Below are 24880 nucleotides of genomic sequence, written 5' to 3' on the forward strand. Positions count from 1 at the left end.
AGAGACACCAAGCAAGGCAGCGCAAGGCCGACAAATTCCGAAAACGGTTCGGCATCCGATTGCCCAAACCTCAGTTGTTGCGGATTGCCACGAAGCTTGCCGCTGCCTTCAGCAAGGCTGCCTGTTCACCGTAAGGCTCAAGCAATTCATGGGCCTGCTTGACCAGCCCATGGAGCTGGCTGCGCGCCCAGTTCGCGCCATGCAGCGCGACCAGCGTCGCCTTGCCGGCGGCTGCGTCCTTGCCGGTCGCCTTGCCCATCTGGCTGGCATCGGCGGTCAGGTCGAGCAGGTCGTCGGCAAGCTGGAAGGCAAGCCCGACCGCCGAGCCGAATTCGGCCAGCCGGTCGCGGTCCTGCGGTGCAGCGCCGGCAATGATCGCGCCGGCTTCGCAGGCGTAGCGGATCAGCGCGCCGGTTTTCATCGCCTGCAGCCGGACGATGCCGGCCTCGTCCGGCCTGTTGCGCTCGGCTTCGAGATCGAGCGTCTGCCCGCCGACCATGCCCCCCGTGCCGGCGGCGCGCGCCAGCGCCAGCACCAGCGCCGCCCTGCGCTCCGCCGGCAGCGCCGTCGCCTCATCGGCGAGGACATCGAAGGCAAGCGTCAGAAGCGCATCGCCGGCAAGTATGGCGGTGGCTTCATCGAAGGCCTTGTGCACGGTCGGCTGGCCGCGGCGCAGATCGTCGTCGTCCATGGCAGGCAGATCGTCATGGATCAGCGAATAGCAATGCACGCATTCGAGCGCTGTCGCCACGCGAAGCGACGCCTCGCCATCGGCGCCGAAAAGGGCGGCACTTTCCATGACCAGGAAGGGGCGCAGCCGCTTGCCGCCGTTCAGCACGCCATGGCGCATGGCCGCCATCAGACGCTCCGGCCGGGCGATCTCGCCGGCAAGCGTGCGGCCGTCGAGCAGCAGCCTGAGCCCGGCCTCGATCGCCGCCGCCCGCCCCAGAAGTGCGGCCTCAAAGGCCAATTGCTCGTCTTTCGTCATGGCCGGGAGCGGTAGCCGACACTCAGACGTTGCGCAAGAAGCCTCGCGCCATTATGCCGGAGGCGGGAGAGTGGCGCGGGTGGGGGCGGCTTGACGGAACCGATCGTCGATCATGAAACCGAAGGGTTTGAGATGGCGCGACCAAGGCGCGTGAACCGCGCCGGTCTGAAGCGCCTGGCACGGCGCGGCCTGGTCGTCGCCGTCGTGCTGGCGGCGATACCCATTGTGCTGACCTTCCTCTATCTGCCGTCCTTCGTGCATCCGATATCGACCTTGATGGTCAAAGACCTCGCGACCTTCTCCGGTTACGACCGGCGCTGGGTGTCGATCGACGATGTGTCCCCGGTGCTGGCCAATTCGGTGATCATGTCGGAGGACGGGCAATTCTGCTTCCATCGCGGCATCGATCTCGGCGAATTGCGCGGCGTCGTCGACGATGCGCTGGCCGGCGAGGCGACGCGCGGCGCCTCGACCATCACCATGCAGACGGTGAAGAACCTTTTCCTGTGGTCGCGGCCGCTGGGCTCGGTGCGCAAGGTGGTCGAACTGCCGCTGGCCGTCTATTTCGACGCGGTGATGTCGAAACGGCGGATCATGGAGATCTACCTCAACATCGCCGAATGGGGGCCGGGCATTTACGGCATCGAGGCGGCGGCGCAGCACCATTTCGGCGTTTCGGCCAAACAGCTGTCGCGGCGGCAGGCGGCATTGCTGGCCGTCTCGCTGCCCAATCCGATCGCCCGCAATCCGGCCAAGCCCGGTCCGGGTCTGCGGCGGCTGGCGTCGCTGATCGAACGCCGCGCCGGCCGTTCGGGCGCGTATGTCGGTTGTCTTGATTAGGTAGAACCGCTGCCAGTTCAAAAAAAATCGCCACGGTGCTGGCCAAAACGGCGCAGGGCGTGTATAGGCACCCGACTTTCTCAGATTATGGCCCTGACGCGGCCCTTTCACGAGGGCTATCGGGGCATTTTGACCATGTAGTGGAGCATATCCATGGCCGTTCCGAAACGAAAAACCTCTCCGTCCAAGCGCGGCATGCGCCGCTCGGCCGACGCTCTCAAGGCCCCGACCTATGTCGAGGACAAGAATTCCGGCGAAATGCGCCGCCCGCACCATATCGACCTGAAGACCGGCATGTATCGCGGTCGCCAGGTGCTGACGCCCAAGGAAAGCTGAGACCAGCTTTCGAAGGGTTTGAATGCCAAAAGAACCGGCCATTGGCCGGTTTTTTTGCGTTTGGTGCGCGTCGCGCCGCCAACTATGCCAAAGACCGGGCGTCCGTGGCGATACAAGCTGCGGCGGCGGTGCTGTATTGAGTGATGCCTTGTCGCGGCGCTTCCGCGCGATGATCGGCCGGCTTCAGAGGGACCGCATGACCAAGCTCACCACAGCACCGCGCGATGTCTTCCAGACCTTCATGAACTTCCCGCTGGTCGAGGACCTCGATGCGCTGAAGGCGGATGTCGCCATCATCGGCATGCCTTACGGCAGTCCCTACACGATCGACGAGCTGGTCAACGACCAGACCAACGCGCCGACCGAGGTGCGGCGCGCCTCGCAGCGCATCAGCCTCGGGCTCGACCGCTATGATTTCGACATTGGCGGAACCCTGTTCGACGGGCAGGACGTCAAGGTGGTCGATGTCGGCGATGTTCCCGGCGATGCCGCCGGCGGCCACTACAGGTTGGCCGAAACGGCGATCCGCAAGATCCGCGTCGCCGGCGCCTTGCCGATCACCATTGGCGGCGATCACGGCATTCCAATCCCGATCCTGCGGGCGCTTGACGACGAAGGGCCGATCACCCTGGTTCAGATCGATGCCCATCTCGACTGGCGCGACAATGTCAACGGGGTCAGGGAAGGCTATTCCAGCCCCATCCGCCGCGCTTCGGAGATGGCGCATATAGCCGGGATTTTCCAGCTCGGCATCCGCGGCCAGGGCAGCGCCCGGCTCGAGGAGGTCGAGGCGGCCCGCGCCTACGGCTCCAACATCGTCACCGCCAATGAATGGCAGGATATCGGTACGGCGGCGCTGCTCAAGCGCATCCCGGACCGTGGCCGCTATTACCTGACCATCGATGCCGACGGTCTCGATCCCGCTGTCATGCCGGCGGTCGAAGGGCCGGCGCCTGGCGGCATCAGCTACCGGCAGACGATCGAACTGATCAAGGGCCTGTTCGCCAAGGGACGTGTCGTCGGCATCGACATCGTCGAGATCGCGCCGGCGCGCGACGTCAACGAGATCACCTCGATGACCGCCGGCCTTTTCATCCTCAACGCTATCGGCGCCGCCGTGCGGACAGGCCAGTTCAAGCGCTGAATCCCGGCGTGTCGGTGGTCAGCCGGGGCAACTGTGGCTGACAGGGTTGTTTCGCGCGGTCTTTTTCCGTGTTTGCGGGCGCTAGCGAAAAATCTTGACGGCGTGCCTGCGGGGCATTCTACAGAAGGTGCCCCCATTGTTTAGGCAATTCCTTGGGAAACCGCTTTCCTGGAATTGCTAGAGGAGACGCCTGATGTTCGGTGCCATCCCGCTGCTGATCGTGCCCTTCGTGGCCTACAATCTCGGACTCCTCGGAATATTCGGCAGCGGCGACGATCCGTGGGCGACCGAGATCTTCTCGTTCAGCATGATGTCGGGCGGAGTGTTTTCGATGACGCTCGGCGACTTGATGGTCGTGATCGGGCTGATCTTCCTGTTCCTCGAAATGGTGAAGTCGGTGCGCACCACGAACGCTTCGATCATGGACCATCTGTTGTCGACGCTGGTCTTCGTGGCGTTCCTGGTCGAGTTCCTGCTGGTGAAGGGCGCGGCGCACTCCGTCTTCTTCACGCTGATGGTGATCGCCCTGTTCGATGTGCTGGCCGGGTTTTCGGTGTCGATGCGGTCGGCGAGTAGAGACATAAATTTGAACTAGCCGCCTTCGTTGGATGGTCGCATCCGTTCGCGATTGGCGTGGCTGCTCTTTCTGGTCGTCATCCCAGGGTCTTCGCGACGGAGTTTCGCTCCTGCTTCGCCCTGGGATGACGAAGCTCCCCCTCAGCCCGGATCGGCGGTGAAGCCCGCCGCTTCGATGCCGGCGATGGCGGCGGCCTCGTCATTGTCCGACGTATCGCCCGAAATTCCGACGGCGCCGATGACGGCGCCTGCCTTGTCGCGGATCAACACGCCGCCGACGACCGGCAATACGCGTCCACCCGAAACGTCCGAAATGCCGGCGACGAGATGCGGCCGCTCCTTGGCGAAAGCCTCGACACGGCGCGAGCCCATGCCGATGGCCAGCGCCCCATAGGCCTTGCCGGCCGACATTTGCGGGCGCAGGAACGAGGCTCCGTCCTGACGCTGGAAGGCGACGAGATGCGCGCCGGCGTCCAGCACGGAAACGCCGAGCGGCTTGAGCTTCAGCTCGGCGCCCTTGGCGAAGGCGGCGTCGATGATGTGCTTGGCTTTTTCGAGGGTCAGTGCGGTCATGGCTGTCTCCTGATCAAAACGCGTCAATCATCGCCTGACATGCGGGATGCGAAATCCCGGTTGCGGTTGAAATTGCTTCGCGTGGGAAAGCGGAAATGGCGGGCATTGCTGATCGTGGCACATGGCGGATACGATCCGCCGGCATCCAGATCGGGCGTCGATGAAGAAGGCCGCGCTATTTTTTCTTGGCTCGGGGCGCTTTCTTGACCGGAACGGCAGGGGCGTTGGCGAGGTCTTCCGCTTCCTTGGCAAGGCGCAATGCCCGGAGCTTGTTGGTCTTGGCCTGGCGGGCGTCGGCCTCGGCGACATACTCCGCCATCGCCTTTTGCCGCACCGTGGCTGCCTCTTCCTGCTTCTTGAAACGCATATCTGCCCTGGCGCGGGCAGTATCCTTAGAGTTCTCGACCAAGAGCGTTATCCAATCCCGTAAATTATGTTTTTCAGCCCCTTGATAGCAGAGCCGGCCTGATAATGGGGAAATAAGTTGGTCAAGCGGCCGGGGCCTCGATGCCGCTCGACGCCTTGCGGGCTACCACCGCCTCATATCCGGCCTGCAATGTAGCGCGGACGGAAGGCTGCGCGGGTGTGGCGACAGGCGTGCCCAGATGGTCGTGGCGCAACTCGTCCATGAACTGCTCCCACATTGGCGGCCCGCCTTTCTCCAGCAGCTCGGCGCGGATCGAAAGCTCCTCGCTCACCGGCAGCCAGACGCGGCCCCAAGCGCCGAGATGCGCCATGATCGGCACCAGCGTGATGGCCATCTCGGTCAGGCTGTAGATCGCCTTCTGCTTGTGCGAGGGGTCGTCGGCCTTGGTCAGCATGCCGAGTTCCATCAGCCGCTTCATCCGGTCGGCCAGGATATTGGAAGCGATGCCCTCGATCGAGCCGTTGAGCAGTTCGCGAAAGTGGCGTTTGCCGCCAAAAATCATGTCGCGCAGGATGATCAGGCTCCAGCGATCGCCGAACACTTCCAGCGACAGATTGATAGGGCATCCCGAGCGGTGTTCGGTTTTCATCCGACTCTCCTCAAAAAACCGGTTGCATTATCGTATCAGTTTTATTATCGTGCAACCGATTGCAAAATGCAACCAGTTTGATTGGCCTTTGATTGGCCGATAGGAGGAGAGTCCCATGACAAGGGCCGCAGCACCCGAAATCGTCTCCCAGACGTTTGGCGATCCCGGAGATCCAGCCATTCTGCTGATCATGGGCGCCATGGCCTCGATGCTCTGGTGGCCGGAGGCGCTCTGCAAAAAGCTCGCCGGCGAAGGCCACTTCGTGATCCGCTACGACAATCGTGACACCGGCCTGTCGACCAAATATACGCCGGGCGAGCCGCCGTATACGTTCGACGACATGGCGGACGATGCGGTGCGCGTCCTCGACAGTTGCGGCATCGGCAAGGCGCATGTGATCGGGATGTCGATGGGCGGCATGATCGCGCAACGACTGGTGTTGAAACATCCCTTGCGTGTCATCTCGCTGACCGTAATCAGCAGTTCGCCGGTGGGGATCGACACATCGCAGCTGCCGGGAACGACCGAAGCCTATATGGAGCACTCGGCCGATGGCGCCAGGGTCGACTGGTCGAACCGCGACCAGGTGGTCGGCTTCGTCGTCAAGGATGCGCGTGCGATCGCCAGCACCGCGCATCCCTTCGACGAGAAGGCGATGCGGGCGTTCGTCGAACGGGACTACGACCGATCCGGCGGCTTCCTGAGCGCGACTAACCATTTCATGCTGAAGAGCTGCGAGGATCTGAAAGGACGCCTGCGCGAGATCAAGGTTCCGCTGCTCGTCATTCACGGGACATCGGATCCGATCTTTCCGGTCGAGCATGGCGCAGCCCTTGCCGACGCTGTTGCCGGCGGGCGGCTTGTCCGCGTCGAAGGCGGTGGCCACGAACTGCACCCCGACGACTGGGGCACGATCGTTGCCGCCATCGTCACGCATACCAAACCCTGAAGCAGTCTAGAACCTTGACACATTCTCCTCACGGAAATAGTTAAGTAAATGCTTCAGTGTTGGCGCTGGCTGGCACCGCTCCAGCATCCGACGAGTCGCAAACAGACGAGCAAAAAATGTCCCTGACGTTCCATTTCCATCCGCTGGCATCGCTCTGCTGGAAACCGCTGATTGCGTTTTACGAGAACGATACGCCCTTTACGCCGGTTATGGTCGACCTCGGCGATGAGCAGTCGCGGGCAGCGTTCCTGAAGGTGTCCCCGACCGGCAAGATGCCGGCGCTGCGTGACGATGCACGCAACCGCACGGTGCTGGAATCGACCATCGTCATCGAATATCTGGCGGCGCATTATCCCGGGCCGGTTGAGCTTATCCCGGCCGAGGCCGACCTTGCTCTCCAGGTCCGCCAGGCCGACCGTTTCTACGATTTCTACGTGCAGGCGCCGATGCAGAAGATCGTCGGCGACAGGTTGCGCCCGCAGGACAAGACCGATCCGTTCGGGGTCGATGAGGCGCGCGCGCAACTGCGCAACGCCTATGCGATCATCGAGGAGGAGATGCGCTCGAAACTCTGGGCGGCCGGGCCTACCTTCACCATGGCCGACTGCGCGGCCTCGCCGGCGCTGTTCTACGCCAACAAGGTCGAGCCATTCGGCGACAGCTATCCGGCCGTGAAACACTACCACGACCGCCTGCTCAAGCGGCCGTCCTTCGCCCGGGTGGTCGAGGAGGCGCAGCCCTACTTCAAGTTCTTTCCCTACAATAACGGCTGATCGCGATGCTGCACGATCCCGCCCAGTTCGACCTGATGTTCCAGGCGCTCGCAGACCCGGCCAGGCGCAGCATGGTCGAACGGCTGTCGCGTGGGCCGGCCTCGGTCAGCCAGTTGGCCGAACCGCTGGCGATGTCGCTGTCGGCCGTCGTCCAGCATCTCAACGTTCTCGAAGCAAGCGGGCTGGTGCGCTCGGAAAAGCTCGGCCGTGTGCGCACCTGCCAGATCGCGCCGCAGGCGCTGCGCAGCGCAGAACACTGGATCAACGAACGGCGGCTGACATGGGAGCGTCGGCTCGACCGGCTCGGCGATTTTCTCGCCGAGACCGAATGACCTGAAGCAGAGGAGAAATGACCATGCCCGGCAAAAGCAGAGCGGAGTTGATCCGCGGCTATTTTTCCGCCTACCAGGCGAATAACAAGCCTGCCGTCGCGGCGGTGCTCGCCAACGATTTCACCTTCACCAGCCCCTATGTCGACGCCATCGACCGTGCGACCTATTTCGAGCGCTGCTGGCCGGACAGCCCGGCCTTCAGCTCGATCGTCATCGAGCGGATATGCGAGGACGAGGACGCCGCCTTTGTCCTCTATCGCTGCGAGACGGCGGACGGAAAGACCTTCCGCAACACCGAACTGCATCTGTTCCATGGCGACAGGTTGCGCGCCGTCGAAGTCTATTTCGGCGCGTCCTATCGCGACGGCGTCTTCGTCGCGCAGAAACCATCAAGCTGACCAAGAGGACCCGACCATGGCCGAACGATCCGTCGTCCACTCCACCTTCGTCCTCGAGCGCCTCTATCCAGTTGCGCCGGCGAAAGTCTATTTCGCGCTCAGCGATCCGGCCGCCAAGCGGCGCTGGTTCGCCGACCCCGACAACCCGATGACCCACAGGCACGAAATGGATTTTTGCGTCGGCGGCCAGGAGGTCAATGCCGGCGGGCCGAAGGACGGGCCGATCCACACCTATACCGCCACCTATCAGGACATCGTGCCCAACCAGCGCATCGTCTACAGCTACGACATGCTGTTCGGTGATGTCAGAATCTCGGTTTCGCTGGCGACAATTGAGCTTCGCCCGGAAGGCACGGGCACGCGTCTGGTGCTCACCGAGCAGGGCGCGTTTCTCGATGGGCACGACACACCGTCATCGCGCGAGCATGGTACCCGATTCCTGCTCGATGCGCTGGGCAAGGCGCTGGCAACGGACACTTGAAAGCCAGGGAGGCGAGCTGGAATCTCGGCCTATGCTTCCCAGAACTGATCAAGCCAAATATTGAGCTTGAGGAAGCCGGCACTGCTGACTGTATAGACGCGCCTCGTGCCCTCGGCCCTGGCCTGAACCAGACCGGCGTCCAGCAACACTTTCAAGTGCTGGGACACGGCCGGGCGGGAGACTGGAAGGCCCGAAGCCAGCTCGTTGACGGTTTTCGGGCCACGCCGGAGCTCTTCCAGAAGATAGCGCCGGTTGGGGTCGGCAATCGCCATGAAGGCGTCAGAAAAGATCATGCCTATACTTGTGGGGCAAAGCTTTTCAAATCTCAACCGTCGGCTTCCGCTTTTCTGAGCCGCAGTGCTTCAGGGGTGACCGAGCGATCGGCCGGCTGGGTCTTGAAGGCATCGCGGTCTTCGATCGGCACCGGCGCGCGGCGGCTGATGCGCAGCAACGTGTAGGCGGCGAGGCTGAGATGCGCCAGCGCGGTGGCCAGGAACAGGCCTTCGGGGCGGAGCCAGCCCATCAGGGCGGCAGCCAGCAAGGGCCCGATCATGGTTCCGAAGCCATACAGAAGCAGCAGGCCGCCCGAGACCTTGACGAAATCCTCCGATCGGGCGTGGTCGTTGGCATGCGCCACGGCGATCGAATAGAGCGTGTAGGCAAAGGCGCCGTAGGCAGCGGCGAAGACAATGACGAGGACGGCGGAACGCGGTTCGAACAGGAAGATCAGGATGGCGAACAGTGCGGCGCCGAAAGCCGCGCCCGCCAGCACGAAACGGCGGTCGGTCTTGTCGGAGAGGCGTCCGGCCGGAAGCTGCATGGCCGCGCCGGCAATAACGACAAGGCTCATCATCAGTGCGATCTGGGCGGTGGAGATGCCGATACGGGCGCCGTAGACGGCGCCAAGCGTGCCCCAGGCGCCATTGGCGATGCCGACCAACAGGCAGGCGATCGCCGACACCGGCGAGTTGGCGTAGAGACCTTTGACGTCGAGCTTGACGTCCTGCAAAGGCTTGGGAGACGAAGCCGACGACACCGCGGTCGGGATCAGCGACAGGCAGAACAATATGCCGGTGATCATGAACAGCGATGCCGATCTGACGTCGCCGCCGGCAACGATCATCTGGCCGCCCATGATCGAGGCATAGGTGACCATCATGTAGAGGCCGAAGACGGTGCCGCGGTTCTCGTTGGTGGCCTTCTCGTTCAGCCAGCTTTCGATGACCATGAAGGCTCCGGCCATGGTGAAGCCGGTGAAGGCGCGCAGCAGGATCCAGACATATTCGTCGATGATCAGGCCGGTAAGCAACGCCACGATGGCGCCCGAAGCGGCAAAGGCGCCGAACGCCCGGACGTGGCCGGCGCGGCGCACCAGGCGCGGTGCGAAGAAGCAGCCGGTGACGAAGCCACCGGCCCAGGCCGTGCCCATCAGGCCGAGCGATGCGGTCGAAAACCCTTCGAGCTGGCCGCGCAACGGCAACAACAGGCCGTGCAATCCCGAAGCCGCGAGCAGGAAAGCGGTGCCGCGAAGCAGCGAGAGGATCGGCCTGTAGCTTGCAAACATTGTTTGATCCGTCTGGAGATTCGGTGGCGGGGTCTGAAGACAGGCGCATTCGGGCTTTTCGGCGGCGGATGCTCAACGCCGAAACTAACGCGAAAACTAGCCGCGGCGAAACAGGGCTTCGGCCGCCGATTTGGTGCTGCCCTTGGTCTGGAGCTCGGCTTCGAGCCGGGCAATCTCCTCGCGCAGGATGCTGATCCGTTCGGTCAGGTCACCGACCGAAAGCAGCGACAGATCCTGTCCGATCTCATGCGGGCGGGCTTTCTTCTTGGGTTCGTCGTCGAAGATCGCCATCGTCGCTCCTCCCTATTCAGTATTGGGGCTGATTTGGCCATTTGCCTGATCCGGCAATCAGCATACATAGGGCAGGGGCGTAGATGCAAACAGCCGGCAAGAAGCTGGCAGCCGGCGGACCGAGACGGGAAATTTCATGGCGAGCGGACATAAAATTCCAGCCACGATGACGGCCATTGCAATCTCGCAACCGGGCGGGCCGCGGGTGCTGAAACCGGAAACGCGCGACGTGCCGGTGCCTGGTCCCGGCGAAATCCTGATCCGGGTGCGTGCGGCCGGCGTCAACCGCCCCGACGTGCAGCAGCGCAAGGGCGCCTATCCGGCGCCGCCCGGCGCTTCCGACCTGCCCGGCCTCGAAGCATCGGGCGAAGTGGCCGCCCTTGGCGACGAGATATCGCGCTGGCGTATCGGCGACCGGGTCTGCGCGCTGACGCCGGGGGGCGGTTATGCCGAATATGTCAAGGTTCATGCCGGCAGCGTGCTGCCGCTGCCCGCCGGCTTCACCCACACGGAGGCGGCCGCGGTTCCGGAAAACTATTTCACCGTCTGGCACAATGTGTTCGAGCGCGGCGGCCTGAAAAAGGGTGAGACGCTGCTGGTCCATGGCGGCTCATCGGGCATCGGCACCACGGCGATCCAGCTGGCGTCGGCCTTCGGCGCCTATGTCGTCACCACCGCCGGCAGCAAGGAAAAATGCGACGCCTGCCTGAAACTCGGCGCCGACCGGGCGATCAACTACCGCGAGGAGGATTTCGTCGCGGCGGTCAAGGATGCGACCGGCGGCAAGGGGGCCGACGTCATTCTCGACATGGTCGGCGGCGACTATATCGCGCGCAACTACGAGGCCGCCGCGGTCGAGGGCAGGATCGTCCAGATCGCCGTCCAGGCCGGCGCGGTGGCGAGCGCCGATTTCTCGAAAATCATGGTCAAGCGGCTGACCCACACCGGCTCGACGCTGCGGCCTCGCACGGTCGAGTTCAAGGCGGCGCTCGCCGCCGCACTGGAAGCACAGGTGTGGCCGCTGCTCGGCACCCGGAAGGTAGCGCCGGTGATGGACATGATCTTCCCGCTGACCGACGCCTGGCGGGCGCATGAGCGCATGGAAGAGGGCGAGCATATAGGCAAGATCGTTCTCGACGTCGGCTAGATGGGGCGAGATTTAGGTGAGGCCGGCCTGCGAATGGCGGCTCCCTGCGCTTCCGGCCTTCGCCGGCCGAAGCCCTCATGAGGCGTTGCGGCAGTTAAGGCTACGGCCGGCGTAGGCCGGTGCTTCGTACTGAAGTACGCTTCGCTCCGGTTCTCGGGAGCCGCCATTCTCTGCTCGGCCTGACCTGAACCTCGCGCCATGCTCCGCGCTCAGCCTGTCGGCAAGATGAACACAAGCTTAATGCTGCAATGCAGCATTTGCATTGCGGCTATGCAAAGACGTCTGTTCAATTCGTGGGCAGCACTGCCTATCTAAGCGTCATCGAAACGATTTGATCCAACAACTGGAGGACAACCATGAACCCGATCCGCGCTTTCCGTAACTGGCGTATGTACAACGAAACCGTGCGCGAGCTGAACAAGCTCAACGCCCGTCAGCTCAGCGACCTCGGCATCAGCCGCGGCGACATCGAGAGGATTGCCCGCAAGGCCATCTAATTCGAAGCCTGGTCGGCCGATGAGGCCTGACCACGCGGCAGAAGCAAGAGCCGCCGCAGACGGTATCCCGTCGCCGGTTCCGAGCCCGCTGGACCCTGTCCGGCGGGTTTTGTCGTCTTGGACCCCCTGTACAACTCGGCATCAATGATCGCCGGAGCCGAGGTCCTCCTGGCCTCCCCCGCTGTCCGGTGTCCGACGGCTGCGCCCTGCGCCAAAAACATTGCGAAACGGCAGCGGAGCGGTTATACAGGCCGCGAATTTCCCATTTTGGTGGCTCTAAACCACCGCCCGCGCGGGAACGCGGGCGAACGAGAAGGATTTTTGAAATGGCCAATACGCTGCTGATGCCCAAGGCGACCGCCGTCTGGCTGGTCGACAACACCGCGCTTTCCTTCGAGCAGATCGCGCAGTTCTGCGGGTTGCATCCGCTCGAGGTCAAGGCGATCGCCGACGGCGAATCGGCGCAGGGCATCAAGGGCATGGATCCGATCATGACCGGACAGCTGACCCGCGACGAGATCGCGCGCGCCGAGAAGGATCCGAACCAGCGCCTGAAACTGTCCGACCCCAAGGTGCGGGTGCCGGAATCCAAGCGCAAGGGTCCCCGCTACACACCGCTGTCGAAGCGCCAGGACCGGCCCAACGCCATCCTGTGGCTGGTCCGCAACCATCCGGAATTGAAGGACGCGCAGATTTCGCGCCTGGTCGGCACGACCAAGTCGACGATCGAACAGATCCGCGAGCGCAAGCACTGGAATTCGGCCAATCTGCAGCCGATGGACCCGGTGACGCTGGGTCTCGCTTCGCAGATCGACCTCGACATGGAAGTCAACCGCGCCTCGCGCGGCCGCGAGCAGGCGCAGCCTGTCGGCGACACGCTGCTGCCGGCTGCCGTGACCGAGCGCCTGGTGCCGGCGCCGGAGAAGCCGAAGGACGAGGATGCCGAGCTCGACGCAAACGCCGTGTTCGCCAAGCTCTCGGCGCTCAAGTCCAAGAAGGAAGATGCGGACGACGAGTAAGGTTTGCGACAGTTCATCAAAAAAGCCCGCTTCGAGCGGGCTTTTTCATTGATTATCGAAGTCTCAGCTGCGCGCCGCCCGGTCCGGCGTCATGCCATAGTCCTCCGAGCGTTCGACGGCGCGGTAGAAGTCGGCAAGCTGCTTGCCTCGCTCAGGCTTGAAGATGCGGCCGGCGATGACCACCGAGGCGATGCGGTCGATGCGGAAGGCGCGGAAATCGTCGCGCATCTCGCACCAGGCAACCAGCGTCCATACCTTGCCCCAGAACCACAGACCGAGCGGACGGATGTCACGCCCGGTGCCGCGGCCGGCCTCGTCGCGGTAGTCGATGGTCAGCACCTGTCGCTTCTCGACAGCGCGCTCGATCACGTCGATCGCCTCACGCGCGGCGTCGCTCACCACCCACATCGGCGTGTGGATCTCGGTGCGGGCGATGCGGTCCTTCTCGGCGTCGGGCAGGACGGCGCCGATCTTGACCAGCGCCTCGTCGGCCGCACGCGCCATGGCCGCGCCGCCAAAGGCCCGCACCATGCGGGCGCCGGCGACCAGCGCGACGATTTCGTCACGCGTGAACATCAGCGGCGGAAGGTCGAAACCCTCCCTCATCATGTAGCCGACGCCGGCCTCGCCGTCGATCGGCACTCCGGTCGACTGCAAATCGGCGATATCGCGGTAGATGGTCCGCTCGGAAACCTCGAGCCATGTGCCGAGCTTCTGGGCGGTGACCAGCCGGCCGCCACGCAGGTGCTGCACGATCTGAAAGAGCCTGTCGGCACGTCGCATCGTATGGTCCCTCGGCTGCTTGTCTATGAATGTCATGGTCCCAAAACCGGTTCCGGGTGACATCCATGTCCTGTTTTATGCTTGTCGTTCTCCCAAAAACCGCTGCGCACTTTTGGGCGACACGCATTATGGTTTAAGTCCTTCGCGCCTGCGCTGCACGGCGACGAATTCCGCGCCGAAGGACAATTTCTTCGTTGTCGGCGTGTTCACGTCGAGCACACGCCAGTACGGCGTGATATCGTTCAGCGTCATGCCGCGTTCGAGATCCTCATTGGCGGCTTCGGCGACGGTGCGCAGATGATAGCCGATGGTGACCGGACATGTCACTTGCGCCCCATGCTCGATGGCGAGGGCGGTGCGCAAGGCGCGTACATCCATCTCGACGCCGTTGGGGATCGTGCGAATGAAATCATCGACCTGACGGGCCGTCGGCACCAGCATCGGCTGGCCCTCGACGACGTCGCCCATTGTGCGTGGCGTCGGCTTCACGCCGTTGACGCCCGGCGTGTTCAGCCTGTCGTTCCAGCTTTTCACCATTCATGTCTCCTGACACGTTTATGGCATGGTGCTCCTGACAGCATTCTGTCAGGAGCCTTCAGCATTGTCCGTAGCAGGCGCCAAAGTTTTTGCGCCAGCCCGAGGGGTCGCCGCCCGGGGGTCGATGTCAATGATCCGGGCGTTGCGGGGTCCGCATCCAAGCATTGTCATGTAAAACGCCTCAGATCTCGCGAATGCGGCTGTGACCCTCATACATATCCGGCCAGCCAATGTCCTTGCGGATGTCCGCCGGCAAGGAGTTCAGGAAGCGCTGGGTACGAACTTCATTGCGCATCGTGCGGATCTTGCCGACATAGTGCTGTACGCTGTTCAAAATACCAAAGCTGTTCATGACCATCTCCTCTTCTCTGATGGAGACACTATCGCATACCCCTCCTGACAGCAGTCTGTCAGGAGCATGTCAGCTCGTTGAAGAAAGCTGCGAGGTGCTTGGCGGTCGGTTCGGAAACGAGCCTTTTGTCAGGAATGGCCAAGTCGACCGAGACCATGCAAGAACCGCTTTGACAGCCTGTCGCGATGCTGCTCAAAGGCGGGCATGTCGAAACTCCTCGCGCTCGTCATCATCGGCATGATGGCCATTCAGCTGATCAAGCCGCTCGGCTGGCCGGGCCTGAAGCGGCGCGGCGATTTCTGGAAGCTGGCCCTAATCGCCATGGCGGCCATCGCGCTGGCGGGTGCGCTGGGGCACTGGGCATAGCCTTGAGGGTCAGGTCGGGTCCACCGTTCCCATGGCAATCATCCGGATGGCGTTGAGGCTGGGCACGAAGAAGTAATCGCCACCGCGCGTCGTCATGAATTCCGGCAGGTTCGCCGCAATAAAAGGCGTGGCGTTGGCCGGGCCGGCCGGAATGACATGCTTGCTCGATTCGGCGCGGTTGCCGGTCAGCGTGCAGGTGTCGTTGCCGGTTTCGGAATCCAGGCCGTAGCTCATCCATTGCTGCTGGATGATATTCTGGCTCAGATCCATTGGAAGCAGGCTGCAATCAACAGTATTTGGAAATACTCGCGTCAGTTCTCTGAAGCCCACCAGTCCGAGCTTGTGCCCCCTCAGGTCAATCGGCGAGCACCCATCCGACCAGATGTTCGGCCCAGGCGCGGTAACCGGCTTCCGAGGCATGAAAGCCATCGGAGGCAAAGCCGGCCTCAGGGTTGGTGATCGGCAGCCGTGGCGCCGGCACGGCGCCGCGCTCGAAACAGAGGCGCTCGCCCATGCGGTTCATTGCGGTAGCGCGGATTTCGAGTATCTTGCCGAGCAGCGGCGGCATGGCCGGCGCACGGGTGAATTCCAGCACCGGCGACCAGACGACGCGGGCCTCCGGCCATTTGGCGCGCAGCGCGTAAAGCAGGCCGCCGAACTCTTTCTTGAAGCGCGGCACCGAGTGGAAATTCTTGGTGTCGTTGGTGCCGATGGCGAGCACGATGTGCGTCCACCGATCGGCCGACAGATTGGGCAGCACATGGTCGCGGATCTGGCCCGACGTTGCCGAGTTGAATCCGGCGGCGCGCCAGCGCACGGCAAGGCCGGTTCGTTTTGCGACCAGCATTGCAAGCTGCGCGGCAAGCCCGTTCTCGGAATTGCCGATGCCGACGGAAGCGGCCGAGGAATCGCCCAGCACCAGCAGCGAGATGGCCGGCGCCTTGCCCGATATTTCGTGCATGACCGGCCCTTGTGCCGGCAGCATGCGGGTGGTGCGGCGGCGTACGCCGAGGCCCTGCCAGACATAAACGGGGTAGGCGAGCCAGGTAAGAAGGGCCGGGAAGCGCATGGCGATACCGTTTAGAGATCAGCGGCAGCCTTAGCGCAAGTTTCGCCTGAGGTGAACGAGCTTCTAGTCGCAGCAGTTCGGCTTGTCCGCCTGCTTGTCCTGATATTCGTCATGCAACCGCACCCAGTCCATCAGGCTATGATAAGGGCCATTTTCGCCGCGGCCCTTCGGTGTCATGTCGAGATAGTCGTAAGTGCCGATCTGGGCCTCGCCGCCGCGGGCGCGCGACATAAAGGTAAGGAATATGTCGCCGTTCTCTTCCTTGTAGAAAACACTGGTGCCGGGAAGGTCCTTTGACGTGCGCGGACGCGTCTCGAAATTGTAGGTGGTGTCGCCGGCCGCGATCTGCTTGTCGGTGAAGGAGACCTGCATGTCGAAGTTGAAATCCTAGGCGTAGGACGACACCCAGTCGAATTTCCAGCCCATACGCTGCTTGTAAGGCAGCAGTTCCGCCAGCGGCGCGCGCGCAACCACCACCAGCGACACGTCGTGGTGCCTGAGATGCTGATCGGCGCCGTCTATATGGTCGGCAAGGAAGGAGCATCCTTCGCAGCGGTGGTTCGATCCTGGCGTCATCATGAAGTGGTAGACGATCAGTTGGCTGTTGGCGCCGAACAGTCCGGCCAGGTTCTTCGGACCCTGCTCGGTCTCGAAGACATAGTCCTTGCGGATTTTCATCCAGGGCAGTTCACGCCGCTCGGCGGCGATGCGCTCACGCAACCGTGTCAATTCCTTCTCGCGCGCCAGATGCGCCTTGTGCGCCTCAAACCAGTCTTCACGCGAAACCACCTTGCTGCGAGTCATGAAGTTCTCCCTGTCTGTTCACCCAAGGACGTTTGGGGTGGGCAGAAACCGACATCGCCGTCAGCTTTTGCCGAAAAGGAGATAAGGATGGACGAACTCCGTCCAAGCCGGGCTTTGCATAAACAAACCCGGGCGCATCGGCCCGGGTTGTATGACAACGGGAGGACTGCGCTCAGGCGGCCTGTTCGAGGCTCGCCGTCCATTGTCCCAGCGCCGCCAGATGGTTCATGTGGGCACGATGGGTGAAGGCGGCCTGGCCGGCGGCGACGTTCGATGCCTTGCCGCTCCAAGCCTTTTGCGGGGCGGCCTGCAAGGCGCGGCCATAGGAGAAGGTCAGCTTCCACGGATGCGGGCCGATGGCGTTGATGGCGTTGAGGTTGGCGGTAGCCTCCTCGTCCGACTGCCCGCCCGAAAGGAAGGCGATGCCCGGCACCGCTGCCGGTACGGTTTCGCGGAACAGTTTTATGGTCTTTTCCGCGACCTCTTCGGGGCTGCTCACCTTGCCCGACTTCCTGCCGGCCAGCACCATGTTCGGCTTCAGGATGGTGCCTCCCAGCAAAACGCGCGCCGCATGCAGCTCGTCATAGAGCTTGATCAGCGTTGCCTTCGAGATGTCGTAGCAGGTGTCGATGTCGTGCGCGCCGTCCATCAGCACTTCCGGCTCGACGATCGGCACGATGCCGGCCTCCTGGCACAGTGCGGCATAGCGGGCCAGCGCATGGGCGTTGGAGGCAATCGAATTGACCGAGGGCACGGCCTTGCCGGTGTCGATGTCGATCACCGCGCGCCATTTGGCGAAGCGGGCGCCGAGCTTGTAATAATCTGCGAGCCGCTCGCGCAAGCCGTCGAGGCCTTCGGTAACGGTATCGCCGGGAAAGCCGGCGAGTGGCTTGGCGCCGGCATCGACCTTGATGCCGGGAATGGCGCCCGCCGCCTTGATGATGTCGACCAGAGGCGTGCCGTCGGCAGCCTTCTGACGGATGGTCTCGTCGTAGAGAATGACGCCGGAGATGTACTTCGTCATTGCGTCCTTGGCGCGGAACATCATCTCGCGGTAGTCGCGGCGGCTATCGGCGGTCGATTCGACGCCGATAACGTCGAAGCGCTTCTTGATGGTGCCGGAGCTCTCATCGGCGGCCAGCAGGCCCTTGCCGCCGGCCACCATCGCGGCGGCAATGTCTTCGAGACGTTCGCTCATTTTTCTTCTCCTAAGGGGGTACGTTCCGCGCGTAACGGAAGTCTACCGCCAAAGGAATGGGATCGGAAAGCTCGAATCGATTGAAAGTTCCTGGCGTCCGTTTTTGCGCCCCCGATCCGGTCAGGCTTGTTTCTTCAGCACGTCGACGCCGGGCAGCGGCTTGCCTTCCATCCATTCGAGGAAAGCGCCGCCGGCGGTCGAGACATAGGTGAAGTCGTCGGCGACGCCGGCATGGTTGAGGGCGGCCACCGTGTCGCCGCCACCGGCGACCGAGACCAGCTTGCCGGCCCTGGTGCGGGCCGCCGCGTGCCTGGCCGCCGCCACCGTGGCGTGGTCGAAAGGCTCGATCTCGAACGCGCCGAGCGGGCCGTTCCAGACCAGCGTCGCGGCGCGGTCGATCCATTCACCGATCGTCTTCACGGTCTTTTCGCCGACATCGAGGATCATGCCGTCAGCCGGGACATCCGAAATGGCAACGGTCTCGCTGGCCGCACCCGCCTTGAATTCCTTGGCGACGACACCGTCGACAGGCAGGATGATGGCGCAGCCGGCCTCGGCGGCCTCGATCATGATCTGCTTGGCGGTCGCGGCAAGGTCATGCTCGCACAGCGACTTGCCGACAGCGGTGCCACGCGCGGCGAGAAAAGTGTTGGCCATGCCGCCGCCGATCACCAGCGCGTCGACCTTCTTCACCAGGTTCATCAACAGGTCGATCTTGGTCGACACCTTGGCGCCGCCGACAATGGCGACGACAGGGCGGACCGGATTGCCGAGCCCCTTCTCCAGCGCCTCGAGCTCGGCCTGCATGGTGCGGCCGGCATAGGACGGCAACAGCCGCGCCAGGCCTTCGGTCGAGGAGTGCGCCCGGTGGGCGGCGGAAAAGGCGTCGTTGACGAAGATATCGCCATTGGCGGCGAGCCGCTCTGTAAAGGCCGGGTCGTTCTTCTCCTCGGTCTTGTGGAAGCGGGTGTTTTCCAGCAGCAGCACATCGCCCTTGTTCATGGCGGCGACCGCACTGCCCGCCGTGTCGCCGACGCAGTCGCCGGCAAAGCCGACGGGGCGGCCAAGCACCTCCGCGGCAGCCTTGGCGATCGGCTCCAGCGAGAATTCGGGCGAGGGACCATCCTTCGGGCGGCCGAAATGCGCGAGCAGGATGACCTTGGCGCCCTTGCCGGACAGTTCGGCGATGGTCGGCGCAATGCGTTCGATGCGGGTGGCGTCGGTGACCTTGCCGTCGGCGACGGGCACGTTGAGGTCGACGCGCACCAGCACGCGCTTGCCGCTGATATTGCCGATATCGTCGAGTGTCTTGAAGGCGGCCATGCGGGTTCCTTTCCGTGGAAAATCGCCGGGACCATACCTCGCATCGATGACGATGCAAGGCTTGAGCCGGAGTGCGAGCTAAATTTTGAGATCAAGGAGAAGGCTGTCGTGATGATGCGGGACGTCAGCGTGAACCGATCGCTTGTCAGCCTTCGGTCGTTACCTTTTCCGCCGTCGGCTCAAGGGCCTTCTCATTGGCTATCGCCTCTGCAGTCTGCGTCTCGGTCGGCTTGCGCCAGTTGCGGATGAAGGCGGAGACACGATCGCCGATCTCGCCGGCGCTCAGGAACACCGGAACCCGCGCCACCGGCGCGGTCGGCTCGAAGGAGAGGCCGAGACCGGTGATCTTGCCCTTGTCGTCGACGTCGCGGACGATCAATTCGATCGGGCCGATCAGCACCCGGTCGGCATATTCGGCATGGCCGCCAAGCCTTGCCGTCACCAGCGCGCCGACGGTGAGCTTCTGCTCGGCTTCGCTCAATCCCGGTGTGTATGCGGCCTCGAGTTCTGCGGCCGAGCGGGCGGGGTCGACGGCAAAGGCGCCGAAGAAGTCGGCATCCTCGGGGTCGACTACGGCGCGGCTGGCAAACAGCTTGTCAAGCAGGCGCGGATAGCGGTCGGGCACGAAGATGTAGACCTGGTCGCCGGCCGCGAGCCGGCCCATGTCCTGGAAACGCATCGAGCGGCCGTCGCGCAGCACCAGCGAGGGCCGTGCCCAGCGCGGGATGCGCTCGCCGCGCGCCACCGGGCTGCCCGGCGCGACGCGGTAGGCGAGCAGTTCGTGGTGGGCGGAGCCCGGCAGTTCGAGTTCGACCTTGTCGAGCGGCCCGAGTCTCGCCGGCACGATCAGGCCGAGCCGGCGCGCCAGCGGACCGACCGACCAGCCCTGCACCACCAGCGATACCAGAACGATGATGAAGGCGACGTTGAAGATGGTGCGGCCGTTCTCCAGCCCTCCGAGCAGCGGAGTGATGGCAAGCAGGATGGACACGGCGCCGCGCAGGCCGACCCAGGAGACGAAGGCGATCTCGGGACGCGGCAGGCGGAACGGGATCAGGCAGAGCCAGACGGCGACAGGGCGCGCGACAAACATCAGGAACAGGCCGAGCAGCACCGCCGGCACCATGATCGCCGGAAACTGCGAGGGTGTCGCGAACAGGCCGAGGATCAGGAACATGATGATCTGTGCCAGCCACGACATGCCGTCCTGGAAGCGCTTCAGGATGGTGACGGCGCGGATGTCGGAGTTGCCGGCAATCAGCCCGGCGAGATAGACCGCCAGGAAGCCCGAGCCGCCAATGGCGCCGGCGGCGGCGAACACCATCAGCGACAGGGTCAGCACGAAGATCGGCAGCAAGCCATGGTCGAGGTTGAGCCGGTCGACGAGGCGCACGATGCCGAGCCCGCCAAGCACGCCGACGACGGCGCCGAGCCCCATATTGAGCAGGAAGCCGAGGATCAGGTCGGTGACCAGCACATGGGTCTCGGGATTGGCGTGGGCAGCGATGATCTCGACCAGCGTGATGGTCAGGAAGATGGCGATCGGGTCGTTGGTGCCGGATTCGACTTCCAGTGTCGCGCGCACGCGCTCGCGCAGATTGATCTCGCCGGCGCGCAGCAGGAAGAACACCGCAGCCGCGTCGGTCGAGGCGACGGCAGCTCCAAGCAGGAAGGATTCCAGCCAGCTGAGGTCGAGCAGGTAATAGGCGGCGGCGCCGAACAGGCCAGTGGTCAGGATTACGCCGAAGGTCGCCAGCGACAGCGCCGGTCCGGCCGCCTGGCGCAGCGCGTTGAGCGGCGTGCCGAAACCGGAATCGAACAGGATGACCGCCAGCGCCAGTGAGCCGGCAAAATATGCCACGCGCGCATTGTCGAATTCGATGCCGAGACCATCGACGCCGCTGGCGAGGCCGATGCAGAGGAAGAGCAGCAGCAAAGGGGCGCCGAAGCGAAAGGCGATCAGGCTCGAGAACGCTGCGGCGACGACTAGCGCTGTGCCGACCAGCGTGACGAGATAGATCGCATGCTCCATCCGTGATTTGCCCCTCGAATTCCTCTTTCTACCGATTCACGGGAGAGTGGGGCGAAGGCATGGCCGGTGCAAGGCGCAAGGGTGGCTTTTTGCCTTATGCCGCTGATTTTCCGGCGTTTGGCGGCTCGGCGCGCCTTGCCCGGCGCGCTGACGAAAAACGCCCGGGCAAAGCCGGGCGTTCGAAGCTGCAAGACGATGCCTTCAGGTCAGGCGATGGTCTTGCCGAAGGCGACCGAGGTGTCGGCCATGCGGTTGGAGAAGCCCCACTCATTGTCGTACCAGGACAGCACCGAAACGAAGTTGCCGTCCATGACCTTGGTCTGGTCGAGCGCCAGGATCGACGAGCGCGGATCGTGGTTGAAGTCGATCGACACATTCGGATGATGGGTGACGCCGAGAATGCCCTTGAGCTTGCCGTTGGAGGCGGCGATCACCGCTTCGTTGATCTCCTGCACGGTGGTGGCGCGCTTGGCGATGAACTTGAAGTCGACAACCGAGACGTTGGGGGTCGGCACGCGGATCGAGATGCCGTCGAGCTTGCCCTTGAGGTCGGGCAGCACCAGGCCGATCGCCTTGGCCGCACCGGTCGAGGTCGGGATCTGCGACAGGGCAGCCGCGCGGCCGCGGTAGAGATCCTTGTGCATGGTGTCCAGCGTCGGCTGGTCGCCGGTGTAGGAGTGGATCGTCGTCATCATGCCCTTTTCGATGCCGACGGTCTCGTGCAGCACTGCGGCCAGCGGCGCCAGGCAGTTGGTGGTGCAGGACGCATTCGAGATCACGATGTGGTCCTTGGTCAGCTTGTCGTGGTTGATGCCGTAGACGACGGTGAGGTCAGCACCTTCGGCAGGCGCGGAGACGACGACGCGCTTGGCGCCGGCGGTCAAATGCGCGGCAGCCTTGTCGCGGGCGGTGAAGATGCCGGTGCATTCGAGCGCGATGTCGATGCCGAGTTCCTTCCACGGCAGTTGCGCCGGGTCCTTGATCGCGGTGACCTTGAAGGCCTCCTTGCCGACGGTGATCTGGTCGCCCGAGACCGACACTTCGTGCGGGAAGCGGCCGTGCACGCTGTCATAGCGCAGCAGATGCGCGTTGGTCTCGACCGGGCCGAGGTCGTTGACGGCGACCACGTCGATGTCCTTGCGGCCGGATTCATGGATGGCGCGCAGGATGTTGCGGCCGATGCGGCCAAATCCGTTGATGGCAACTCTGACGGTCATTTTACTCTCCCTGGGAGCTGGAGGCGGCAGATGGGTCCGCAGCTTCATAGCGGCGGATGGCACAAGAATCCAGCCGCAGAAGGCCGAATTTAAATCGATTAGGTTGGTCCACCCCGCGAATCCGCCTCGGAGGTGCGCGGGACTGACCCTGATCTTACTGGCCGTGCAGGCGGGCTTCCGCCGCCTTGGCCGCGGCTTCGGCGGTGATGCCGAAATGCGGGTAGAGCTGCTCGATGGTGCCGGAAGCGCCAAAGCCGGTCATGCCGATGAAGATGCCGTCGGAGCCGATCAGGTGATCCCAGCCCTGACGGATGCCAGCCTCGATCGCCATCTTGATCGGCGCGTTGCCGATCGTCTCCTTGCGGTAAGCGTCGCTCTGCTGGTCGAACAGTTCGAAGCAAGGCACCGAGACGACGCGGGTCGGGTGCCCGTGCTTTTCAAGCAAATCACGGGCGCCGAGCGCGATCTCGACCTCGGAGCCGGTGGCGAAGATCGTCACCGCCGCTTCGCCGCTCGCCGCGGCCAGTTCATAGGCGCCCTGGCTCGAGAGGTTCCTGGCCGAGTGCTCGGTGCGCACCGTCGGCAGGTTCTGACGGGTGAGCGCCAGGGTGGACGGGGTCTTTTCCGATTCAATGGCGATCTGCCAGCATTCGGCGGTTTCCACCGCGTCGGCCGGGCGGAAGACATTGTGGTTGGGGATGGCGCGGAGCGCCGCCAGGTGCTCGACCGGCTGGTGGGTCGGGCCGTCTTCGCCCAAACCGATCGAATCATGGGTCATGACGAAGATCGAGCGGATGCCCATCAGCGACGCCAGCCGCATCGACGGACGGGCATAGTCGGAGAAGCACATGAAGGTGCCACCATAGGCGATGAGGCCGCCATGCAGCGTCAGGCCGTTGAGGGCGGCCGCCATGCCATGCTCGCGGATGCCGTAGTGGACATAGCGCTGGCCGTAATCGTCCGGCGTGATGTTCTTGGTCTGGCTGGTCTTGGTGTTGTTGGAGCCGGTGAGGTCGGCAGAGCCGCCGATGGTTTCCGGCACCGCGCCATTGATGACTTCCAGCGCCATTTCCGACGATTTGCGGGTGGCGACCTTCGGCTTGTCGGCCGACAGCTTCTTCTTGTAGTCGGCAATGACGGCATCGAAATTCGACGGCAGCTTGCCGGCGAGGCGGCGCTCGAACTCGGTCTTCAACTCAGGCTTGGCCTTGGCCAGGCGGCCTTCCCAGTCGGTGCGCGGCTTGACGCCGGCCTTGCCGGCGGTGCGCCAGGCGTCGAGAATGTCGGCCGGAATTTCGAAGGGCGGCGAGTCCCAGTTGAAGAATTTCCGCGCGCCTGCGATCTCGTCGGCACCGAGCGGCGAACCGTGGGCCTTGTTGGTGCCGGCCTTGGTCGGGGCGCCGAAGCCGATGGTCGTCTTGCAGGCGATCATCGTCGGCTTGTCGGAATGGCGGGCGGCTTCGATGGCGTAGGCGATCGCCTCGGGGTCGGTGCCGTCAATGTGGCTGGCGTTCCAGCCCGAGGCCTGGAAGCGGGCGACCTGGTCGGTGTTGTCTGCAAGCGAAACCGGACCGTCGATCGAGATGTTGTTGTTGTCCCAGAAGACGATCAGCTTGTTGAGCTTGAGGTGGCCGGCCAGCGCGATGGCTTCCTGGGAAACACCTTCCATCAGGCAGCCGTCGCCGGCCAGCACATAGGTGTAGTGGTCGACGAGGTCGTTGCCGAAGGCGGCGTTCATGATGCGCTCGCCGAGCGCGAAGCCGACCGAATTGGCGAGACCCTGGCCGAGCGGGCCGGTCGTCGTCTCGATGCCGGTGGCATGGCCGTATTCGGGATGGCCGGCAGTCTTGGAACCCAGCTGGCGGAAATGCTTGATCTGGTCGAGGGTCATGTCCTCGTAACCGGTCAGATGCAGCAGCGAGTAGAGCAGCATAGAACCATGGCCGGCCGACAGGATGAAGCGGTCTCGGTCCGGCCAATGGGGGTTCTTCGGATCATATTTCAGAAAGCGGGTGAACAGCACTGTGGCGATGTCGGCGCAGCCCATGGGCAGGCCGGGATGGCCGGACTGGGACTTCTCGACGGCGTCCATGGAGAGAAAACGGATCGCATTGGCCATCCGGTCATGTTGTTCACGCGACGTCATGGTACCTCCGGGGTGGGAATTTGTGGGCTTGGCAGAGCCCAGGAAAGAGTGCGCGACACATAGCAGCCACGGGCTTTTAGTCAACAAATCGGCAGCACATTTGCCGGTCTTGTGATGGCTTTGAGACCT

The 24880-nt window shown here is 63.6% G+C and carries 30 protein-coding genes and 1 pseudogene; 13 read left to right on the top strand and 18 right to left on the bottom strand.

Annotated features, from left to right (window positions below; translation table 11 throughout):
- Positions 1-70: 70 nt before the first annotated feature.
- A complete protein-coding gene (locus X730_RS147160; RefSeq protein ID WP_023826729.1) occupies positions 71-988 on the bottom strand; it encodes a polyprenyl synthetase family protein in 918 nt (305 codons plus the stop codon).
- A gap of 132 nt (positions 989-1120) precedes the next feature.
- Between X730_RS147160 and X730_RS147155 the strand changes: the two genes are divergently transcribed.
- The 4 genes from X730_RS147155 (at position 1121) to X730_RS147140 (ending at position 3903) form a co-directional block, all read left to right on the top strand.
- Complete coding sequence (locus tag X730_RS147155) at positions 1121-1828, top strand: transglycosylase domain-containing protein (RefSeq protein WP_050587122.1); 708 nt, start codon at positions 1121-1123, stop codon at positions 1826-1828.
- Positions 1829-1981: 153 nt separating this feature from the next.
- Entirely contained in the window at positions 1982-2164 is a 183-nt protein-coding gene (gene rpmF / locus X730_RS147150; RefSeq protein ID WP_008834724.1) for a 50S ribosomal protein L32, read from the top strand.
- 196 nt (positions 2165-2360) lie between these two features.
- Positions 2361-3308, top strand: a complete 948-nt coding sequence (locus tag X730_RS147145) for an agmatinase (RefSeq protein WP_023826730.1) — start codon at positions 2361-2363, stop codon at positions 3306-3308.
- Between the two features lie 193 nt (positions 3309-3501).
- A complete protein-coding gene (locus X730_RS147140) occupies positions 3502-3903 on the top strand; it encodes a hypothetical protein (RefSeq protein ID WP_023670154.1) in 402 nt (133 codons plus the stop codon).
- A gap of 122 nt (positions 3904-4025) precedes the next feature.
- Here X730_RS147140 and X730_RS147135 read toward each other — a convergent pair whose 3' ends face one another.
- The 3 genes from X730_RS147135 to X730_RS147125 form a co-directional block, all read right to left on the bottom strand.
- Positions 4026-4457, bottom strand: a complete 432-nt coding sequence (locus X730_RS147135; protein ID WP_023690074.1) for a heme-binding protein — start codon at positions 4455-4457, stop codon at positions 4026-4028.
- A gap of 175 nt (positions 4458-4632) precedes the next feature.
- Positions 4633-4866 (bottom strand): hypothetical protein, encoded by a 234-nt coding sequence (locus X730_RS147130; RefSeq protein WP_023684002.1) that lies wholly within the window; start codon positions 4864-4866, stop codon positions 4633-4635.
- A gap of 79 nt (positions 4867-4945) precedes the next feature.
- Positions 4946-5473 carry a helix-turn-helix domain-containing protein gene (locus X730_RS147125; protein WP_023684001.1) on the bottom strand — a complete coding sequence of 176 codons (528 nt, stop codon included), beginning with the start codon at positions 5471-5473 and terminating at the stop codon, positions 4946-4948.
- A gap of 115 nt (positions 5474-5588) precedes the next feature.
- On the opposite strand from X730_RS147125, the gene X730_RS147120 reads away from it, so the two are divergent.
- From X730_RS147120 to X730_RS147105, 5 genes are all read left to right on the top strand, one after another.
- Positions 5589-6422: an alpha/beta hydrolase gene (locus X730_RS147120; protein ID WP_023727309.1), complete on the top strand. Its 834-nt coding sequence runs from the start codon at positions 5589-5591 to the stop codon at positions 6420-6422.
- 116 nt (positions 6423-6538) lie between these two features.
- The gene (locus tag X730_RS147115) at positions 6539-7195 is read left to right on the top strand and encodes a glutathione S-transferase family protein (protein WP_023826731.1); all 657 of its coding nucleotides are present in this window, start codon (positions 6539-6541) and stop codon (positions 7193-7195) included.
- A 5-nt stretch (positions 7196-7200) separates the two neighbouring features.
- Positions 7201-7527 carry a metalloregulator ArsR/SmtB family transcription factor gene (locus tag X730_RS0134020; RefSeq protein ID WP_031197100.1) on the top strand — a complete coding sequence of 109 codons (327 nt, stop codon included), beginning with the start codon at positions 7201-7203 and terminating at the stop codon, positions 7525-7527.
- 23 nt (positions 7528-7550) lie between these two features.
- Entirely contained in the window at positions 7551-7925 is a 375-nt protein-coding gene (locus X730_RS147110; RefSeq protein WP_032910126.1) for a nuclear transport factor 2 family protein, read from the top strand.
- A 16-nt stretch (positions 7926-7941) separates the two neighbouring features.
- Entirely contained in the window at positions 7942-8406 is a 465-nt protein-coding gene (locus tag X730_RS147105; RefSeq protein ID WP_023826733.1) for an SRPBCC family protein, read from the top strand.
- A 29-nt stretch (positions 8407-8435) separates the two neighbouring features.
- Here X730_RS147105 and X730_RS147100 read toward each other — a convergent pair whose 3' ends face one another.
- The 3 genes from X730_RS147100 to X730_RS147090 all read right to left on the bottom strand — a co-directional run bounded on the left by X730_RS147100 (position 8436) and on the right by X730_RS147090 (position 10261).
- Positions 8436-8699 (bottom strand): metalloregulator ArsR/SmtB family transcription factor, encoded by a 264-nt coding sequence (locus X730_RS147100; protein WP_023690079.1) that lies wholly within the window; start codon positions 8697-8699, stop codon positions 8436-8438.
- A gap of 32 nt (positions 8700-8731) precedes the next feature.
- A complete protein-coding gene (locus X730_RS147095) occupies positions 8732-9970 on the bottom strand; it encodes an MFS transporter (protein ID WP_023683997.1) in 1239 nt (412 codons plus the stop codon).
- A 96-nt stretch (positions 9971-10066) separates the two neighbouring features.
- On the bottom strand, positions 10067-10261 hold the full coding sequence (locus X730_RS147090; RefSeq protein WP_023670145.1) for a DUF1192 domain-containing protein: 195 nt from the start codon (positions 10259-10261) through the stop codon (positions 10067-10069).
- Positions 10262-10397: 136 nt separating this feature from the next.
- Here X730_RS147090 and X730_RS147085 point away from each other — a divergent pair, with 136 nt between their 5' ends.
- From X730_RS147085 to X730_RS147080, 3 genes are all read left to right on the top strand, one after another.
- Positions 10398-11408 carry an NAD(P)H-quinone oxidoreductase gene (locus tag X730_RS147085; protein ID WP_032887144.1) on the top strand — a complete coding sequence of 337 codons (1011 nt, stop codon included), beginning with the start codon at positions 10398-10400 and terminating at the stop codon, positions 11406-11408.
- A gap of 356 nt (positions 11409-11764) precedes the next feature.
- The gene (locus X730_RS1000000166345) at positions 11765-11905 is read left to right on the top strand and encodes a DUF1127 domain-containing protein (RefSeq protein ID WP_023670143.1); all 141 of its coding nucleotides are present in this window, start codon (positions 11765-11767) and stop codon (positions 11903-11905) included.
- Positions 11906-12231: 326 nt separating this feature from the next.
- Entirely contained in the window at positions 12232-12924 is a 693-nt protein-coding gene (locus X730_RS147080; protein ID WP_023670142.1) for a DUF1013 domain-containing protein, read from the top strand.
- Positions 12925-12987: 63 nt separating this feature from the next.
- Here X730_RS147080 and X730_RS147075 read toward each other — a convergent pair whose 3' ends face one another.
- The 3 genes from X730_RS147075 to X730_RS1000000166350 form a co-directional block, all read right to left on the bottom strand.
- Positions 12988-13707, bottom strand: coding sequence for a YafY family protein (locus X730_RS147075; RefSeq protein WP_023683994.1), 720 nt, complete (start codon positions 13705-13707; stop codon positions 12988-12990).
- Positions 13708-13833: 126 nt separating this feature from the next.
- On the bottom strand, positions 13834-14244 hold the full coding sequence (locus tag X730_RS147070) for a hypothetical protein (protein WP_031197101.1): 411 nt from the start codon (positions 14242-14244) through the stop codon (positions 13834-13836).
- Positions 14245-14425: 181 nt separating this feature from the next.
- Positions 14426-14596: a hypothetical protein gene (locus X730_RS1000000166350; RefSeq protein WP_023670139.1), complete on the bottom strand. Its 171-nt coding sequence runs from the start codon at positions 14594-14596 to the stop codon at positions 14426-14428.
- A gap of 204 nt (positions 14597-14800) precedes the next feature.
- Between X730_RS1000000166350 and X730_RS1000000166355 the strand changes: the two genes are divergently transcribed.
- A complete protein-coding gene (locus X730_RS1000000166355) occupies positions 14801-14962 on the top strand; it encodes a hypothetical protein (RefSeq protein WP_023683991.1) in 162 nt (53 codons plus the stop codon).
- A 9-nt stretch (positions 14963-14971) separates the two neighbouring features.
- Here X730_RS1000000166355 and X730_RS147065 read toward each other — a convergent pair whose 3' ends face one another.
- The 8 genes and pseudogenes from X730_RS147065 to tkt all read right to left on the bottom strand — a co-directional run bounded on the left by X730_RS147065 (position 14972) and on the right by tkt (position 24751).
- Positions 14972-15292 (bottom strand): hypothetical protein, encoded by a 321-nt coding sequence (locus X730_RS147065; RefSeq protein WP_155922469.1) that lies wholly within the window; start codon positions 15290-15292, stop codon positions 14972-14974.
- Positions 15293-15317: 25 nt separating this feature from the next.
- On the bottom strand, positions 15318-16031 hold the full coding sequence (locus tag X730_RS147060) for an SGNH/GDSL hydrolase family protein (RefSeq protein WP_023706280.1): 714 nt from the start codon (positions 16029-16031) through the stop codon (positions 15318-15320).
- 63 nt (positions 16032-16094) lie between these two features.
- Positions 16095-16835 (bottom strand): annotated as a pseudogene (locus X730_RS01000000164575) (thioredoxin family protein).
- A 172-nt stretch (positions 16836-17007) separates the two neighbouring features.
- Complete coding sequence (locus X730_RS147055; protein WP_023826734.1) at positions 17008-18033, bottom strand: class I fructose-bisphosphate aldolase; 1026 nt, start codon at positions 18031-18033, stop codon at positions 17008-17010.
- 120 nt (positions 18034-18153) lie between these two features.
- The gene (locus X730_RS147050) at positions 18154-19356 is read right to left on the bottom strand and encodes a phosphoglycerate kinase (RefSeq protein ID WP_023670132.1); all 1203 of its coding nucleotides are present in this window, start codon (positions 19354-19356) and stop codon (positions 18154-18156) included.
- 145 nt (positions 19357-19501) lie between these two features.
- Positions 19502-21388 carry a potassium/proton antiporter gene (locus X730_RS147045; protein WP_023826735.1) on the bottom strand — a complete coding sequence of 629 codons (1887 nt, stop codon included), beginning with the start codon at positions 21386-21388 and terminating at the stop codon, positions 19502-19504.
- Positions 21389-21594: 206 nt separating this feature from the next.
- Entirely contained in the window at positions 21595-22605 is a 1011-nt protein-coding gene (gene gap, locus X730_RS147040; RefSeq protein WP_023826736.1) for a type I glyceraldehyde-3-phosphate dehydrogenase, read from the bottom strand.
- A gap of 154 nt (positions 22606-22759) precedes the next feature.
- Positions 22760-24751: a transketolase gene (gene tkt, locus X730_RS147035; RefSeq protein WP_023734661.1), complete on the bottom strand. Its 1992-nt coding sequence runs from the start codon at positions 24749-24751 to the stop codon at positions 22760-22762.
- Positions 24752-24880: the final 129 nt, after the last annotated feature.

The organism is Mesorhizobium sp. L103C131B0 (assembly GCF_000502275.1).
Taxonomy (GTDB): Bacteria; Pseudomonadota; Alphaproteobacteria; order Rhizobiales; family Rhizobiaceae; genus Mesorhizobium.

Bases quoted from the DNA above. Each gene is read 5' to 3' on its own strand.
- X730_RS147160 (WP_023826729.1), bottom strand. From the start codon at position 988: ATGACGAAAGACGAGCAATTGGCCTTTGAGGCCGCACTTCTGGGGCGG.
- X730_RS147155 (WP_050587122.1), top strand. From the start codon at position 1,121: ATGGCGCGACCAAGGCGCGTGAACCGCGCCGGTCTGAAGCGCCTGGCA.
- rpmF (WP_008834724.1), top strand. From the start codon at position 1,982: ATGGCCGTTCCGAAACGAAAAACCTCTCCGTCCAAGCGCGGCATGCGC.
- X730_RS147145 (WP_023826730.1), top strand. From the start codon at position 2,361: ATGACCAAGCTCACCACAGCACCGCGCGATGTCTTCCAGACCTTCATG.
- X730_RS147140 (WP_023670154.1), top strand. From the start codon at position 3,502: ATGTTCGGTGCCATCCCGCTGCTGATCGTGCCCTTCGTGGCCTACAAT.
- X730_RS147135 (WP_023690074.1), bottom strand. From the start codon at position 4,457: ATGACCGCACTGACCCTCGAAAAAGCCAAGCACATCATCGACGCCGCC.
- X730_RS147125 (WP_023684001.1), bottom strand. From the start codon at position 5,473: ATGAAAACCGAACACCGCTCGGGATGCCCTATCAATCTGTCGCTGGAA.
- X730_RS147120 (WP_023727309.1), top strand. From the start codon at position 5,589: ATGACAAGGGCCGCAGCACCCGAAATCGTCTCCCAGACGTTTGGCGAT.
- X730_RS147115 (WP_023826731.1), top strand. From the start codon at position 6,539: ATGTCCCTGACGTTCCATTTCCATCCGCTGGCATCGCTCTGCTGGAAA.
- X730_RS0134020 (WP_031197100.1), top strand. From the start codon at position 7,201: ATGCTGCACGATCCCGCCCAGTTCGACCTGATGTTCCAGGCGCTCGCA.
- X730_RS147110 (WP_032910126.1), top strand. From the start codon at position 7,551: ATGCCCGGCAAAAGCAGAGCGGAGTTGATCCGCGGCTATTTTTCCGCC.
- X730_RS147105 (WP_023826733.1), top strand. From the start codon at position 7,942: ATGGCCGAACGATCCGTCGTCCACTCCACCTTCGTCCTCGAGCGCCTC.
- X730_RS147100 (WP_023690079.1), bottom strand. From the start codon at position 8,699: ATGATCTTTTCTGACGCCTTCATGGCGATTGCCGACCCCAACCGGCGC.
- X730_RS147095 (WP_023683997.1), bottom strand. From the start codon at position 9,970: ATGTTTGCAAGCTACAGGCCGATCCTCTCGCTGCTTCGCGGCACCGCT.
- X730_RS147090 (WP_023670145.1), bottom strand. From the start codon at position 10,261: ATGGCGATCTTCGACGACGAACCCAAGAAGAAAGCCCGCCCGCATGAG.
- X730_RS147085 (WP_032887144.1), top strand. From the start codon at position 10,398: ATGGCGAGCGGACATAAAATTCCAGCCACGATGACGGCCATTGCAATC.
- X730_RS1000000166345 (WP_023670143.1), top strand. From the start codon at position 11,765: ATGAACCCGATCCGCGCTTTCCGTAACTGGCGTATGTACAACGAAACC.
- X730_RS147080 (WP_023670142.1), top strand. From the start codon at position 12,232: ATGGCCAATACGCTGCTGATGCCCAAGGCGACCGCCGTCTGGCTGGTC.
- X730_RS147075 (WP_023683994.1), bottom strand. From the start codon at position 13,707: ATGCGACGTGCCGACAGGCTCTTTCAGATCGTGCAGCACCTGCGTGGC.
- X730_RS147070 (WP_031197101.1), bottom strand. From the start codon at position 14,244: ATGGTGAAAAGCTGGAACGACAGGCTGAACACGCCGGGCGTCAACGGC.
- X730_RS1000000166350 (WP_023670139.1), bottom strand. From the start codon at position 14,596: ATGAACAGCTTTGGTATTTTGAACAGCGTACAGCACTATGTCGGCAAG.
- X730_RS1000000166355 (WP_023683991.1), top strand. From the start codon at position 14,801: ATGTCGAAACTCCTCGCGCTCGTCATCATCGGCATGATGGCCATTCAG.
- X730_RS147060 (WP_023706280.1), bottom strand. From the start codon at position 16,031: ATGCGCTTCCCGGCCCTTCTTACCTGGCTCGCCTACCCCGTTTATGTC.
- X730_RS147055 (WP_023826734.1), bottom strand. From the start codon at position 18,033: ATGAGCGAACGTCTCGAAGACATTGCCGCCGCGATGGTGGCCGGCGGC.
- X730_RS147050 (WP_023670132.1), bottom strand. From the start codon at position 19,356: ATGGCCGCCTTCAAGACACTCGACGATATCGGCAATATCAGCGGCAAG.
- X730_RS147045 (WP_023826735.1), bottom strand. From the start codon at position 21,388: ATGGAGCATGCGATCTATCTCGTCACGCTGGTCGGCACAGCGCTAGTC.
- gap (WP_023826736.1), bottom strand. From the start codon at position 22,605: ATGACCGTCAGAGTTGCCATCAACGGATTTGGCCGCATCGGCCGCAAC.
- tkt (WP_023734661.1), bottom strand. From the start codon at position 24,751: ATGACGTCGCGTGAACAACATGACCGGATGGCCAATGCGATCCGTTTT.